Source organism: Actinoplanes sp. NPDC049681 (assembly GCF_044465265.1).
In the GTDB taxonomy this organism is placed as follows: domain Bacteria; phylum Actinomycetota; class Actinomycetes; order Mycobacteriales; family Micromonosporaceae; genus Actinoplanes.
In genome coordinates, this window is sequence record NZ_JBITLP010000005.1 from 241,277 (window position 1) to 256,095 (window position 14,819).

Genomic DNA, 14,819 nt, shown 5'->3' on the forward strand with positions numbered 1-14,819 from the left:
ACGGCCGACGGTGCTCACCGCCGGCCGACGGCGAGCACCGAGCCGACGGACGCCTCGGTGTGCTCGATCAATTGCCGGAAGTCCTCGGGCAGCGTCCCGATGGCGGTGGGAAGCTGCGTCAGGGCGTGGCGGTGCACCTCGAAGTCCCAGAGCACGTGCCGGGTCAGGCCGGTGGCCACGACCAGCCCCGCGAGCAGCCGGTCGCTGGTGGACATCTCGAGGCCGCGGACCATGATGTTCGCCAGCCGCATCGGTGCCCAGGCGGCCGCGTTGCGCTGGGCCTCGTTGTTCGGCATGTAGAAGGTCTGGGTGCTCAGCATCCGGCGGCGCGTCACGGACTCCACGGCGCCCAGGCGCAGCAGCCGTTCCCCCACCCGGTCGGCGGCGTCCTGCGACAGATACGCGAGCCAGGTGCGTACCTCGCGATGCTGCGGCTGGGCGATGAGCAATTCCAGCACGGAATGCGAGAGCGAGTCCCGCGGCGGCTGACGGCTCTCGATGTAGAGATCACCGTCGAATATGCGGAGCCGCCCCTCGAGCATCAGCTCGCCCAGGAGAGCGGCGGCGAGTCCCAGGCCGGTGGCCCGGGGGTGCAGACGCGACCGCCCCGTCCGGTCCTCGTGCGCGATCAGGAAGAACTGGTCAGCCAGCACGACGCGACTCCTTAGACATCGACCAGAAAAGCCCACGGGCACTACCCGTATACAAGGCAATAACTCGCTGTCCGTCGCATCATGTACCTCGCTCCGAGGTCAATGCAAGAAGTACTAGACTCGCGCATCAAGTCGTCCTGTCTACGATGGATGACAACCGATGCGCACCACGTCGAACACGCCACATCGAGCACCGGTACCGGCATCGCAAGATCGAGGGAGTCAGGGTGTCCACAGACGAAGGTCCCACGCTGCGCCGCCGCCGTCTGGGCACCGAACTCAAGCGGTGCCGGGAGCGCGCCGGATTGACCCAGGAGAATGTGTCCCGGCACTTCGAATGGCATGCCGCGAAGGTCACCCGGATCGAGACCGCCCGGGTGGCGGTCACGCCGCGCGACGTCCGGGACCTGCTGAGCCTCTACGGTGTGGAGGACGAGCAGTACCGCGAGGCCCTCATGGAGCTGGCCCGCTCGTCACGCCAGAAGACCTGGTGGACGGATTACCGGGACATCATGCGACCCGGCAATTTCGTGGGCCTGGAGGCGGAGGCGGCGTCCCTGCGCGCGTGGGAACCCATCATCGTGCCCGGACTGCTGCAGACCGAGGCCTACATCCGCGCCCTCATGCGCACCGGCCGGGCCACCGACTCGCCGCAGCACATCGACCGGCGGGTGGCTCTGCGGCTCAAGCGGCAGGACCGCCTCACCGGCACCAACCCGCTGCAGCTCCTCGCGATCATCGACGAGTCCGTCGTGCGACGCTCCGTGGGCGGCCCCGACGTGATGGACGAACAACTTCGTCATCTCATCGACATCGCTAAATTACCGAACGTGACGTTGCAGATCTTGCCGTTCGACGCCGGCGAACATCCCTTCCTCGGGGGTTCAGCAGCGCTTTTGGAGTTCCGCGAGACCACTCATTTGGATGTAGTTTACCTGGAGGGTCTTGCGGGCGACCTCTACGAAGAGCAACATTCAGAGGTCGCTCGCTACCGTGCGGAGTTCGAGCGGCTGAGCACCAGGGCATTGGACCCCCGCCTGAGCCTTAAGATGATCGAAAGTCTCCTGCGCGCGTAGGGGACGCGCACGCACAATCGCATATCGAAGGGGGGTGCATGGCATGCCAGCGCACCATCTCAACGCTGCCGTTTGGAAAAAGAGCAGTCGCAGCAACGGAAACGGCGGCAACAACTGTGTCGAGGTCGCAGTCCTCGACACAGTCGTTGCCGTACGCGACAGCAAGAACCCTTCCGGCCCCGCTCTCGTCTTCGACCCGGCGCACTGGACCGAGTTCGTGAACTCGGTGCAGGACGGCGAGTTCGATATCAACCGCTGAGAGAGCCTACCGATCTGTACTCACAGATGGGAAGTGGATACTCAAAGTCAACTTCCCGAAGGTGCATGATCTAATTCAAGATGGTGAAAGGGCGCACGTCAGCGGCCCTGTATGCGTATTCGGGGCGTCCCGCGGGGCGCCCCGAATTGCATCACCGCAGGTCATCCGGCCTTTGTGGATAGCTGATCTCCAGTGCCGCCGCTCATCGACCTTTCCGCGGCGCCGGTGCATACTGAGTACCACACTCTCCGTATTGAAGAGACTACTAAGCGTAAAGGGGTCTCCCGTTGCGCCAGTCATCGCCTTCTCTCGTCACGGTCCCGCCGATCACCGGCAGCCGTCCGGGGCCGGTGCTCGAGATGCGGGCGGATCGCATCCTCGCCGCCCTCACCGCGTTCCGCGCCGCGTTCCCGGGCGTACGGCCGTTCTACGCCACCAAGTGCAACACCCACCCCGGCGTCCTGCGCACGCTGCACGAGGCGGGCTGCGACTTCGAGATCGCCTCGGTCCAGGAGATGCAGACCCTGGCCGGCACGGGCGTACGGGCGGGCGACCTGATCTTCAGCAATCCGGTCCGGGCGCGGGAGCAGACCGCGCGGGCCGCGGCCGCCGGCGTCGACCGGTTCAGCATCGACTCCGCCGAGGAGCTGCACCGGGTCGCGCAGGAGGCCCCGGGCAGCCGGGTGTACGCGCGACTCCTCACGTACGGCGAGGACAGCGTCGTACCGAGCGAGGGCAAGTTCGGCGTGGACGTCACCGGGGCCGTACGGCTGCTGCTGGAGGCGCGTGAGCTCGGGCTGGTGCCGTACGGGATCACCTTTCACATGGGGTCGCAGTCCTTGCGGCCCGCCGCGCTGCGGCGACCGCTGCACGACGTGGCCGAGGCGATGGACCGGCTGGCGCGCGCGGGGGTCCGACTCGAGATGGTGGACATCGGCGGCGGCTTCCCCGCCCCTTACGACGAGCCCGTGCCCGCGCTGGCCGAGTTCGGACGGGTGGCCGCCGCGGGGATCGCGGAGCTGCCGTACCCGGTGGAGGTTTTCGCCGAACCCGGCCGGTGCCTGGTCGCGGAGGCCGGGACGTTCCGCTGCCGGGTGATCGGCGTCGCCGAGCGCCCCTCCGGCTGGTGGGCGCACACCGACCTCGGGGTCTTCCACGGGCTGATGGAGGTGCTCGAGTCCGGCGGCCAGCTGCACTACCCCGTGCACGACACCCGGGGCACCCGCCTGCGCCGCTGCTACCACCTGACCGGGCCGACCTGCGACAGCCAGGACACCTTCGCCCGCGACGTCCTGCTCTCGGCGGACCTGCGCGAGGGCGACGAGCTGCTGATCGGCTCGGCGGGCGCGTACACCAGCGTCTACGCGTCTCGGTTCAACGGCTTCGCCCCGCCCCGCGTGGTGATGGTCTGACCCGGTCGGCCCCGCGATCGCCCCGCGAAAGCAACGAGGAAAATCCTCAAGTCCAGGTAAAGATTCTCAAGTCCTCTCGCGCCACGTCGATCCCCACCGGCATGACAGGCAGACGAGCACGGATGCGGCAGTACGCGGTAGCGGTCATGGCGACCGCCACGGCGACGGTGGCGACGGCGCTGACCGGGGTGACGCCCGCGCGGGCCGCCTCGGTGGCCGACTACAGCTTCAACGACGCGGGGGCGACCCTGACCGACGTCCGCCGCATCACCCGGGACGACGTGGCCGCCCAGCGCGGCTACACCGGCAAGGGCATCGGCATCGCCCTCATCGACACCGGCGTGGCGCCCGTGGAGGGCCTCACCTCCGGCAACGTGGCGAACGGGCCGGACCTGTCGTTCGAGAGCCAGGTGGCGAACCTGCGGTGGCGCGACACGTACGGCCACGGCACCCACATGGCGGGCATCATCGCCGGCCGCGACACCGGCGCCTCCGGCTTCAAGGGCATGGCGCCCGACGCCAAGCTGCTGTCGATCAAGGTCGGCGCGGCCAACGGCGCGGTCGACGTGACGCAGGTGATGGCCGCCGTCGACTGGGTGGTCGAGCACCGCGACGACGACCCCCGCAACCCGATCCGGGTGCTGAACCTGTCGTACGGCACCGACGGCGTGTCCAGCTGGACCAAGAACCCGCTGTCGCACGCGGTGCAGAACGCGTACCGGGCCGGGATCGCGGTCGTGGTGTCGTCCGGCAACACCGGCGGCGCCATCACCAACCCGGCCTTCGACCCGTACGTGATCACGGTCGGCGCCACCGACATGCGCGGGACCACCGCCTACACCGACGACCAGATCGCGTCGTTCACCAGCGTGGGCGCGGCGCCGCGGGTGCCGGACCTGTACACGCCGGGCCGCTCGATCGTGTCGCTGCGGGTGCCGGGCTCGATGGCCGACGCCGGCTACCCGTCCGCCCGGGTCGGTGACCGCTACTTCGTCGGCAGCGGCACCTCGCAGGCCACCGCGGTGGCGACGGGCGCGGCCGCCGTGCTGTTGCAGCGGTACCCGTGGCTGACGCCGGACTCACTGAAGTGCACGCTGCGCGAGTCGGGCCCGTACGTCGGCGCCGCGACCTCGGGCGGCCGGATGATCGACCTCGACCGCGCCACGGCCAAGCTGCCGACCCTGTGCAAGCTGGTCGGCCCGCAGTCGACCGGTACGGGCAGCATCCAGGAGGCGCGCGGGACCTCGATCGTCTCGCTGGACGGCGTACCGCTGGTCGGCGAGCGGGACATCTTCGGCCCGCTGCGGTCCGCCACGTGGGCGGCGGCGAGCACGGCGCACCGCTCCTGGCAGGGCGGCGAGTGGATGGGCCGGCCGATGACGGGCACCGGCTGGGCGGGCACCCAGTACGGTCAGGCGAACTGGGCCGCGCGGCAGTGGTCCGGGACCAACTGGGCGGCCCGGGCCTGGTCCGACATCGACTGGGACGACGCCACCTGGACCAACCGGGGATGGTCGAACACGCTGGTGAACGGCGTTCCGTGGGGCGCGCGCACCTGGTCCGGCGTGTCCTGGCAGCACGCCTCCGGCGGCGCCTGGATGAAGTGAACCACCCGTACGACCGGCGAAGGCCGCGCCCGATGGCGCGGCCTTCGCTCGTCGGTACGGTGGTGGCGTGCCCCGACTGATCGCGCCCACGGTCCGCCTGCACGACGCCTGGCTCGAGGCCCACGCGGAGTGGGGACGCGGCCCGCACGAGGACGGCTTCGGCTTGACCGGCGCTGACGAGGTGGCCTCGCGGGCCGGCTTCGCGGCCTGGGTGGCTCGGCTGGCCGGGCAGCCGGATCCGGCGCCCACCGGCCGGCACCGCTGCACGTACCGGTGGATCGTCGAGGACGACCGGGTGCTCGGCGGCATCGCGCTGCGCGACGGCGACGACGACTACGTGCGGTGGGCGGGGCACATCGGCTACGGCATCCGGCCGTCCGCGCGCGGACGCGGGCTCGGTGCCTGGGCGCTGGGCAGCATCCTTGACGAGGCGCGAGCGCAGGGCCGGACGCGGCTGCTGGCCGTCTGCGCGCCCGGCAACGCCGCCTCCGAGCGGACGATCGAGCGGTGCGGCGGCGTCTTCGAGGGCGTCGGCGAAACCGAATTCGGCCCGCTGCGGCGCTACTGGTTCGAGCTGTAGTGAGTGGGACCGCGACGAGCTACCACACGGGTCGGACTGCGGGAGGCGGTCCGCCGACCTGCTGCTCGAAGCCGGCCCGCACCGCTGCAGAAATCCGGCGAAGGAGCGCTGCGGACTCCCGTCCGGTGTCCTCGCCGAGGTCGTCGTCGACGCCGGCCCACCGTTCCAGAGCAGTCACCACCAGCCCCCATTGCCTGGTACGCAGACGCATCTCCTGCGTCTGGCCGGGGGCAGGCCAGGAGCGGAACCCCGCCGAGGTCTTGGGCCAGCCCCGCAGTTGATCCCAGCCCGCTTGCCGGATGGACTCAGCGAGCTCGGTCAGCTCAACCCAGAACGGGTTCGCCTGATCGGGCCCCCCGCTCTCCCAGCACTTGTCGCGCAGGTCCTGGATCTCGTTGTCCATGACCGCGTCGATGCGCAGCCAGTGCGCAACCTCGACAACGACCGGAACCTCATCGCCCCCAGGGCGGAGACAACCGCGCATCCGCAATCCCGTTACCGCTGCTCGAGCCCCTCAGCGAACGACGCGGTCGCGGCCGGTGCGCTTGGCCGAGTAGAGGTGGCGGTCGGCCTCGGCGAGCAGCGCGGCCTGGTCCTGGCCGGGGGCCGGGACGCCGGCCACCGCGCCGATGCTGACCGTCACCGGGAGGTCGCCCGTGACCGGCGACCAGGGGTGCTCGCGGATGGTGAGCCGCAAGCCGTCGAGCCAGGCGTCGGCGGCGGCGTCGGCGAGGCCGGGCAGCACCACGACGAACTCCTCGCCACCCATGCGGGCGGTGAAGCTCTCGGTGTCGCGGCCGTCGAGCGCGCCGGCGAGCAGGTCGGCCACGGCGACCAGGACCCGGTCACCGACGTCGTGCGAGAGGGTGTCGTTGATGCGCTTGAAGTGGTCGAGGTCGACGAGGGCGACGGTGAGCGGCGTGCCGGCCGTGGCGGCGGTCGCGATGAGCTGGGGCAGCCGCTCGTCGATGAAGCGCCGGTTGTACAGGCCGGTGAGGGCGTCGCGGCGCGCCTGCTCGCGGTAGCGTTCCGCCTCACGCCGGGCCTCGGCGGTCTCGAACATCGCCTGCCGGGTGCGCGCCCGAGCCTCCTGCTGCTGGGAGCGCAGCTCTTCGGCGGCCGCGTGGAAGCGCTTGTACTCCTCGAACGCGGCGGCGTACTTGCCGGCCGCCGCGTACAGCTCGGCCTGCTCGGCCATCGCCCGGACCCGTACCGTTCCCAGGCTGACGCCCCGGCAGGACGCCCGGCAGCGATCGAGCGTGCTCTGAGCGCGCTCCAGCGCGCCGAGCATGCGCTGCGCGGTGGCGAGCGTCAGCCGCGCCTCGGCCACGTCGTGGGCCTCGAACCAGCGCGAGGTGTCGTGCACACCGACCAGGATCTGCTCGGCACCGGCGTAGTCGCCCGCGATGATCCGGACGTTGGCGATGGTGTCGCACTCGCCGACGCGGAAGTCGCGACCGAGGGCGAGCACCGTGTCCGCCATGCGCTCGGTGATGTCCTGGGCGACGCTCGTCCGTCCGGCCTCCATCTCGGTGTAGGCGAGGTTGTTGAGCACCAGCATCCGCCGGTCGAGGTCGCCGCACGCGATCGCGAGCTGCTCCGCCTGGTCGTACCGTTCCCGCGCGGGGCCGATCGACCCGCCCTCGGCGAGGGAGTTCGCCAGCCGGATGAGATAGAGGACGCGCAGCCCGGCGGGGGCCGTCTCCTCGAGCAGCTCGACCGCGGAGAGCGCGTGCTCGAGGCTCGCGGCGTGATCGCCCAGGTAGTGGTAGGTGAGGGTGAGGTGGTAGTGGCTGCGGGCGAGCAGCGGTGCGCAATCGTGCTGCTGTGCCCAGGACTGGATCGTCAGGAAGATCCGGGCGGCCTCCCCCACGGTGCCGCTGCGCTGCCGCATGTCGGCCTGCACGAGCTGGGCACGGCGCAGCAGCAGGGCGTCGCCGAGAGCCTCCGCCGTCCACGCGACCTCGGCCGCGCGCACCAGGATGGAGTCCACGTCGCGGCCCTGGTGGTTCTCGAGATCATCGAGCTCGGACGCCAGCCGCGCGGCGACGCCCGAGGGCTCCGCGACGGCTTCCGGCGACCTGATGCTCACGACTCTCACGATCGGCCGACGGAGCCGAAATCGGAGCGTTAGTGACATCGCACGCCGCGGTCTTTCGGCACCGGGACGGCCGGCCCGGGCGGCGGTCCGGCGATTCCCTCTCCGGAGCCCGGCCGGACATCGGATTGCGTCGCTGGAGGGCCTCAGAGCATCTGAATCCGTTTCGTGCTCGAAAAATACTTCGGATTCCCTTGTCCTGGCGGTCTCGCATGTGTCAAGGTCTCGCCACGTCGACCTGGGGAGGTCCGGATACGTGAGTGCCGCGCTGCCCGTCCTGCGGAACTTCGTCGGCGGGTCGTACGCCGACCCGGCCGACGGGCGGACGTCACCCGTCGTCGACCCGTGCACCGGCGAAGCGTACGCGTCCGCCCCCGTCTCCTCCGCGGCGGACGTGGCGGACGCCATGGCGGCGGCGCAGGCGGGCTTCGAGACCTGGCGGGACACCACCCCGGCCGAGCGGCAACGGGCGCTGCTGCGGATCGCCGGCGCCGTGGCGGCCCGCGCCGACGAGATCATCGCCGCCGAGTGCCGGAACACCGGCAAGCCGGTCGCGCCCACCCGGGACGAGGAGATGGCTCCCCTCCTCGACGAGCTGCGCTTCTTCGCCGGTGCGGCGCGCCTTCTCGAGGGCCGCTCCGCGGGTGAGTACCTGCGCGGACACACGTCCTACGTACGCCGTGAGCCGGTCGGCGTCTGCGCCCAGGTGACGCCCTGGAACTACCCGATGGTCATGGCGGTGTGGAAGTTCGCGCCCGCCATCGCCGCCGGTAACTCTGTGGTGCTCAAGCCGTCCGAGACAACCCCGGTCACCACGCTGCTGCTCGCCGAGATCGCCGCGGAGTTCCTGCCGCCCGGGGTGCTCAACGTCGTCTGCGGCGACCGGGAGACCGGCCGCGCCCTGGTGACCCACCCGGCGCCACGGCTCGTGTCGATCACCGGCTCCACCCGCGCCGGCAGGGAGGTCGCCGCCGCCGCGGCCACCGACCTCAAGAGGGTGCATCTGGAGCTCGGCGGCAAGGCGCCGGTCGTGGTCTTCGACGACGTCGACGTCGCGGCGGTGGCCGAGGCGGTCGCCGGCGCCGGGTACTTCAACGCGGGGCAGGACTGCACCGCCGCGGCCCGGGTCCTGGTGCACGCGCGCATCGCCGACGACTTCACGGCCGCGCTGGCCGCCGCCGCGAGGAAGACGGTCGTCGGCGGGCCGGACAACCCTGACGCGTACTACGGGCCGCTCAACAACGCCGACCAACTCGGCCGGGTCAGCGGCTTCCTCGACCGGGCGCCCGCGCACGCCGAGATCGTCACCGGCGGCCGGCGCATCGGCGACCGCGGCTACTTCGTCGAGCCCACCGTCGTCGCCGGCCTGCGCCAGCGCGACGAGATGATCCAGGACGAGATCTTCGGACCGGTCATCACCGTGCAGCCCTTCGACGACGAGGACGCGGCCGTACGGGCGGCCAACGACTCCCGTTTCGGGCTGAGCGCCAGCGTCTGGACCCGCGACCACGGGCGCGCGATGCGGGTGTCGCGCCGGCTCGACGCCGGCGCCGTCTGGATCAACACGCACCTGCCGTTCGTGTCCGAGATGCCGCACGGCGGCTTCGGCCACTCCGGGTACGGCAAGGACCTGTCCGGCTACGGGCTGGAGGAATACACCCGGATCAAGCACGTGATGAGTCGGCTCGGCTGAAGAGGTACGCAGATGATCGACGCCGCAATCGAGCTCGTCGGCGTGTACAAGGACTTCCTGTCGCACGGCGAGACCGTTCGGGCCGTCCGCCCGCTGGACCTGGCCGTCGCGCCGGGCGAGTTCTTCTCCCTGCTGGGCCCGTCCGGCTGCGGGAAGACCACGACCATGCGGATGATCGCCGGGTTCGAGGAGCCCACCGGCGGCACGGTCTGCCTCGACGGCCGGGACGTCACCAAGGTCGCGCCGCACAAGCGGGACGTCAACATGGTGTTCCAGTCGTACGCGCTGTTCCCGCACCTGACGACGTACCAGAACGTGGCCTTCGGGTTGGAGCGCAAGAAGGTCGCCAAGGACGAGATCCGCCGCCGGGTCGGCGAGATCCTGGAGATCGTCTCGCTGACCGGCATGGAGAAGCGCTCCCCGCGCGAGATGTCCGGCGGCCAGCAGCAGCGCGTCGCGCTCGCCCGGGCGCTGGTGAACGGGCCGCGGGCGCTGCTGCTGGACGAGCCGCTCGGCGCACTCGACCTCAAGCTGCGCCAGCAGATGCAGATCGAGCTCAAGCGCATCCAGCGCGAGGTCGGCATCACCTTCGTCTACGTCACCCACGACCAGGGCGAGGCGCTCACCATGTCCGACCGCATCGCGGTGATGCAGGCCGGGACCATCGAGCAGCTGGGCTCGCCGCGGGAGATCTACGAGCGGCCGGCGACCCGCTTCGTCGCCGGTTTCATCGGTACGTCCAACCTCCTCGACGGGCCCGCCGAGAGCGTCGAGGGCGGGATCGCCGTGCTGGCGTACGGGCCCGACGAGCGGGTGCTCGTGCCGGTGCCGGCGAGCGTGCGCGCCGGCGACGCCCTCGAGGTCTCCGTACGCCCGGAGAAGATCGACCTGAGCCGCGACGCGCCCGTCGGCGACGGAGGCAGCGTCCTGACCGGCGTCGTGACCGACGTGGTCTACCACGGCACCTCCACGAACTACACGGTGAAGACGGCGGCGGGCGCCGACCTCGTGGTGTTCGACCAGAACGCGTACTCGGCCGAGGACCTGGCGGCACCCGGCGATCGCGTCTTCCTGACCTGGAGTCCGCAGCACTCGTACCCGATCGGAGTCCGATGAGCCAGCCCCCCACCCCCCATCCGGCCGTCCTCCGCGGCCTGACCCAGCGGCGCTTCGACCGCCGCGACGCCCTCAAGCTGTCCGGCCTGGCAGCGCTCGGCACGGCCCTGGCCGCGTGCGGCGTCAAGGGCCAGGGCTCGCCCGGCGCGAGCGCGCCCGCCCCGGACGCCGTGGCCAAGTACTGGTCCGGGAAGACGAGCAACGGCAAGGTGAACTTCGCCAACTGGCCCCTGTACATGGACCCCAAGCACCCGGAGCTGAAGAAGTTCACCGCGGCGACCGGCGTGCAGGTCGGCTACCAGGAGGTCATCCAGGAGATGGGCCCCTGGTTCGCCAAGGTGCAGCCGCAGCTCAAGGCCGGGCAGGACATCGGCTTCGACCTCATGGTCATCACCAACGGCATCCAGTTCAAGCAGTTCGTCGACGCCGGCTTCCTCGCCCCGCTCGACCACACCAAGCTGCCGAACTACGCCGCCAACGCCGATCCGGCCTACCGGAACGAGGCGTTCGACCGGGGCAACGTCTACACCGTCCCGTGGACCTCCGGCATGACCGGCATCGCGTACGACCCCAAGAAGATCACCCGTCCGATCACCAAGCTGGCCGACCTGTGGGACCCGGCGTTCAAGGGCAAGGTCGGGATGTTCTCCGACACCCAGGAGCTGGGCAACTTCGGCATGCTGGCGCTCGGCATCGACCCGGCGAAGTCCACCCCGGAGGACTGGAAGAAGGCGGCCGGCAAGCTCAAGGAGCAGAAGAGCGCCGGCGTCATCCGCAACTACTACGACCAGAGCTACGTCGACGCGCTCGGCAAGGGCGAGGTCTGGATCACCCAGGCCTGGTCCGGCGACATCTTCCAGAAGAACGTCTCCGACGGCACGGACCTCAAGTTCGTGATCCCCGAGGAGGGCGGCAACATCTGGACCGACAACTTCGCCATCCCGGTCACCGCCAAGAACCCGCTCGACGCGATCAAGCTGATCGACTTCTTCTACCAGGTCGACATCGCCGCCTCGCTGGCCGAGTACATCAACTATGTGTGCCCCGTGCCGGCGGCCAAGGAGCAGATCAAGAAGGACGCGGCCGCCAAGTCCGGCGACGACAGGGCGACCCTGGAGGCGGTCGCCGACAGCCCGCTGGTGTTCCCCGCCGCCGGCGACTACGCCAAGCTGCACTACTTCCGCGACTTCGCCACCCCGGCCGAACAGCAGGAATACCAGAGCATCTTCGAACCCATCGTGCTGGGCTGAGCCGTGCTGCGCCGCAGGCTCGCCCCGTACCTGCTCGTCCTGCCCGGCGGGCTCTGGCTGCTGCTGTTCTTCGTCGTGCCGATGGTGACCATGCTGTCGCTGTCGCTGCAGGAGGGCGACGTCGTCAACGGCTACGTTCTCACCGGGCACTGGCAGACGTACGTGGACGCCGTCGTCAACTACCAGGGGCAGCTCGTCCGGTCGCTGATCTACGGGGCGATCACCACGATCATCCTGGTCGTGCTGGCGTTCCCGGTCGCGTACTGGATCGCCTTCCACGGCGGGCGGCGCAAACCGACGTACCTGTTCCTGCTGCTGTTGCCGTTCTTCGTGTCGTTCGTGCTGCGCACGATCTCGTGGCGGCTCATCCTCACCGACGAGGGCATGCTGCTGGGGCCGCTCAAGGAGGCCGGGGTGCTGCCGGCGCAGTTCCACATCCTCGGTACCCCGGTCGCCGTGATCGGCGGGCTGGTCTACAACTTCCTGCCGTTCATGGTCCTGCCGGTCTACGTGGCCCTGGAACGCATCGACCCGCGGGTGGTCGAGGCGGCCCGCGACCTGTACGCCGACCCGGCCACCGCCTTCCGCAAGGTCATCTTCCCGCTGGCGCTGCCCGGCGTCTTCGCGGGCGTGCTGATGACGTTCGTACCGGCCAGCTCGGACTACGTGAACTCGGCGGTGCTGGGCAGCTCGTCCACCACGATGATCGGCCAGGTCATCCAGGCCCAGTACCTGACCAGCTCCAACTACCCGACCGCCTCGGCGCTGTCGTTCACGCTGATGGCGGTGCTGCTCATCGGGGTCTTCGCGTACGCGCGAGCGCTGGGCACCGAGGACGTGATGAAGGTGGCGGCGCGATGACCGGCCGGCGGGTGCTGTACGCGTACACCTGGCTCGTGATCGCCTGGCTCACGCTGCCGGTGCTCATCATGATCCTCTTCGGCTTCAACGACACCCCGGGCCGCTACAACCAGACCTGGGACGGCTTCACGGTCAAGTGGTACGGCCGCATCTTCGAGCTGGACGAACTCACCCGCGCCCTGGTCACCTCCCTGGTGGTGGCGATCGTGACGATGCTCGTCGCCGGCGCGCTCGGCACGGGCGTCGGCTACGCGCTGGGCCGCTTCCGCTTCCGCGGCTCGGGCACCGTCAACCTCGTCATGTTCGCCGCCATCTCCTCCCCCGAGCTCGTCATGGGCGCCTCGCTGCTCACCCTCTTCGTGTCGCTCGGCATCGGTCCGGGCGTCGTGACGATCACCATCGCGCACGTCATGTTCTGCATCTCGTTCGTCGCCGTCGTGGTGCGCGCCCGGGTCCTCACCCTGGACCGCTCGCTCGAGGAGGCGGCCGCCGACCTGGGCGCCACCCCCTGGACGACGTTCTGGCGGGTCACCTTCCCGATCATCCTGCCGGCGGTCATGTCGGGCATGATGCTGGCCTTCGCCCTGAGCATCGACGACTTCGTGGTCACCAACTTCACCGCGGGCACCGCCACCACGTTCCCGCTGTGGATCTGGGGCTCCACCCGCGTCGGCCTGCCGCCGCAGGTCAACGTCATGGGCACGCTGATCTTCATGGTCGGGGTGCTGATCGCGGTGATCACCAGCGTCCGCTCCCGGCCGCACCGGCGCGGCTGATCGTGCACACCCTCGCCGACGCCGCCCCGGAGCCGTACTGGCTGCGGCAGCCCGGCGCGCCCCCGGCCGCCGATCCCCTGGCCGCGGCCGAGACCGCCGACCTCGCCGTCATCGGCGCCGGCTACAGCGGACTGTGGACCGCCCTGCTGGCGAAGGAACGCGACCCGGGCCGGGACGTGGTCGTCGTCGAGGCCGGCACCGCCGGGTGGGCCGCATCCGGGCGCAACGGCGGCTTCTGCGCCGCCAGCCTCACCCACGGCTTCGACAACGGGCTCAGCCGGTTCCCCGGTGAGATGGACACCCTGGAACGGCTCGGCCGGCGAAACCTCGCCGAGATCGAGGAAACGGTACGGCGGCACGACATCGACTGCGACTTCGCGCGTACGGGCGAACTCCACGTCGCCACCGCACCCTGGCAGCTGCGCGAGCTCGGCTCCTTCCACTCCGCGGCCGCCCAGCGGGGCCTCGACGTGCGGCTGCTCGACCGCGACGCCGTACGGGCGGAGGTGGACTCCCCCACGTACCTGGGCGGGGTCTGGGACCGCGACGGCTGCGCCATGGTCGACCCGGCCCGCCTGGTCTGGGGTCTGCGCCGCGCCTGCCTCGACCTCGGCGTCCGCCTCTACGAGAACACCCGGGTCGACCGCATCGAGACCACCCGGGCCGGCCTGCGGCTGCAGACCCTGCGCGGCCGCGTCGACGCCCGCCACGTCGCCCTGGCCACGGGCGCACACGGCAGCCTCCTGCGCCGGCTACGCCACTACGTGATCCCGGTCTACGACTACGCCCTCATGACGGAGCCGCTCACCGACGACCAGCTGACCACCATCGGCTGGCGCCACCGCCAGGGCATCGGCGACTCCGGCAACCAGTTCCACTACTACCGGCTCACCGCCGACAACCGCATCCTGTGGGGCGGCTACGACGCCGTCTACTACCGCGGCGGCCGCATCACGACCGATCACGACCAGCGCGAGGAGACGTTCCGCGTGCTGGCCCGCCACTTCGCCGACACGTTCCCGCACCTGGGGGGCGTGCGCTTCACCCACAAATGGGGCGGGGTCATCGACGCGTGCAGCCGGTTCAGCGGATTCTTCGGTACGGGCTACAGCGGGCGGCTCGCGTACGCGGCGGGGTACACGGGTCTGGGAGTGGGCGCGACCCGCTTCGGTGCGAACGTGATGCTCGACCTGCTGGACGGGCGGCCTACGGAGCTGACGTCGCTGAAGCTGGTCCGCACGAAGCCGGTGCCGTTCCCGCCGGAGCCGCTGCGCACCGGGGTGATCCAGCTGACCCGCTGGTCCATCGCCCAGGCCGACCGCCACGACGGCCGACGCAACCTGTGGCTGCGGACCTTGGACCGGGTCGGCCTCGGCTTCGACTCCTGACACCGGTCCCTCCGTGCCCGCGTTGCTCCAACGCCACGCCCGTCGGCTCG

Annotated in this window: 14 protein-coding genes; 11 read left to right on the plus strand and 3 right to left on the minus strand. The window is 70.4% G+C overall.

Going from position 1 to position 14,819, the window contains the following annotated elements:
- Window positions 1–14: 14 nt before the first annotated feature.
- Window positions 15–653 carry a GPP34 family phosphoprotein gene (locus ACIBO8_RS19450; RefSeq protein ID WP_366156692.1) on the minus strand — a complete coding sequence of 213 codons (639 nt, stop codon included), beginning with the start codon at window positions 651–653 and terminating at the stop codon, window positions 15–17.
- A 227-nt stretch (window positions 654–880) separates the two neighbouring features.
- On the opposite strand from ACIBO8_RS19450, the gene ACIBO8_RS19455 reads away from it, so the two are divergent.
- The 5 genes from ACIBO8_RS19455 (at window position 881) to ACIBO8_RS19475 (ending at window position 5,587) form a co-directional block, all read left to right on the plus strand.
- Complete coding sequence (locus ACIBO8_RS19455) at window positions 881–1,729, plus strand: helix-turn-helix domain-containing protein (RefSeq protein ID WP_396116636.1); 849 nt, start codon at window positions 881–883, stop codon at window positions 1,727–1,729.
- Between the two features lie 43 nt (window positions 1,730–1,772).
- Window positions 1,773–1,988: a DUF397 domain-containing protein gene (locus ACIBO8_RS19460; protein WP_396116637.1), complete on the plus strand. Its 216-nt coding sequence runs from the start codon at window positions 1,773–1,775 to the stop codon at window positions 1,986–1,988.
- Window positions 1,989–2,347: 359 nt separating this feature from the next.
- The gene (locus ACIBO8_RS19465; RefSeq protein WP_396116638.1) at window positions 2,348–3,400 is read left to right on the plus strand and encodes a type III PLP-dependent enzyme; all 1,053 of its coding nucleotides are present in this window, start codon (window positions 2,348–2,350) and stop codon (window positions 3,398–3,400) included.
- 101 nt (window positions 3,401–3,501) lie between these two features.
- Window positions 3,502–5,007, plus strand: a complete 1,506-nt coding sequence (locus ACIBO8_RS19470; protein ID WP_396116639.1) for a S8 family serine peptidase — start codon at window positions 3,502–3,504, stop codon at window positions 5,005–5,007.
- A gap of 67 nt (window positions 5,008–5,074) precedes the next feature.
- Window positions 5,075–5,587 (plus strand): GNAT family N-acetyltransferase, encoded by a 513-nt coding sequence (locus ACIBO8_RS19475; protein WP_396116640.1) that lies wholly within the window; start codon window positions 5,075–5,077, stop codon window positions 5,585–5,587.
- A gap of 19 nt (window positions 5,588–5,606) precedes the next feature.
- Here ACIBO8_RS19475 and ACIBO8_RS19480 read toward each other — a convergent pair whose 3' ends face one another.
- The gene (locus tag ACIBO8_RS19480) at window positions 5,607–5,990 is read right to left on the minus strand and encodes a hypothetical protein (protein WP_396116641.1); all 384 of its coding nucleotides are present in this window, start codon (window positions 5,988–5,990) and stop codon (window positions 5,607–5,609) included.
- Window positions 5,991–6,101: 111 nt separating this feature from the next.
- Window positions 6,102–7,679, minus strand: coding sequence for a diguanylate cyclase (locus tag ACIBO8_RS19485; RefSeq protein ID WP_396116642.1), 1,578 nt, complete (start codon window positions 7,677–7,679; stop codon window positions 6,102–6,104).
- Between the two features lie 262 nt (window positions 7,680–7,941).
- Between ACIBO8_RS19485 and ACIBO8_RS19490 the strand changes: the two genes are divergently transcribed.
- The 6 genes from ACIBO8_RS19490 to ACIBO8_RS19515 are packed head-to-tail and all read left to right on the plus strand — an operon-like array spanning window position 7,942 to window position 14,769.
- Window positions 7,942–9,378 carry an aminobutyraldehyde dehydrogenase gene (locus ACIBO8_RS19490; RefSeq protein ID WP_396116643.1) on the plus strand — a complete coding sequence of 479 codons (1,437 nt, stop codon included), beginning with the start codon at window positions 7,942–7,944 and terminating at the stop codon, window positions 9,376–9,378.
- Window positions 9,379–9,390: 12 nt separating this feature from the next.
- Window positions 9,391–10,494 carry an ABC transporter ATP-binding protein gene (locus ACIBO8_RS19495; protein WP_396116645.1) on the plus strand — a complete coding sequence of 368 codons (1,104 nt, stop codon included), beginning with the start codon at window positions 9,391–9,393 and terminating at the stop codon, window positions 10,492–10,494.
- Window positions 10,491–11,744 carry a spermidine/putrescine ABC transporter substrate-binding protein gene (locus ACIBO8_RS19500; RefSeq protein ID WP_396116647.1) on the plus strand — a complete coding sequence of 418 codons (1,254 nt, stop codon included), beginning with the start codon at window positions 10,491–10,493 and terminating at the stop codon, window positions 11,742–11,744. Before ACIBO8_RS19495 ends, ACIBO8_RS19500 begins: the two co-directional genes overlap by 4 nt.
- A 3-nt stretch (window positions 11,745–11,747) precedes the next feature.
- Window positions 11,748–12,605 (plus strand): ABC transporter permease, encoded by an 858-nt coding sequence (locus ACIBO8_RS19505; RefSeq protein WP_396116648.1) that lies wholly within the window; start codon window positions 11,748–11,750, stop codon window positions 12,603–12,605.
- Complete coding sequence (locus tag ACIBO8_RS19510; protein ID WP_396116649.1) at window positions 12,602–13,381, plus strand: ABC transporter permease; 780 nt, start codon at window positions 12,602–12,604, stop codon at window positions 13,379–13,381. Before ACIBO8_RS19505 ends, ACIBO8_RS19510 begins: the two co-directional genes overlap by 4 nt.
- A gap of 2 nt (window positions 13,382–13,383) precedes the next feature.
- Window positions 13,384–14,769: an NAD(P)/FAD-dependent oxidoreductase gene (locus tag ACIBO8_RS19515; protein WP_396116650.1), complete on the plus strand. Its 1,386-nt coding sequence runs from the start codon at window positions 13,384–13,386 to the stop codon at window positions 14,767–14,769.
- Window positions 14,770–14,819: the final 50 nt, after the last annotated feature.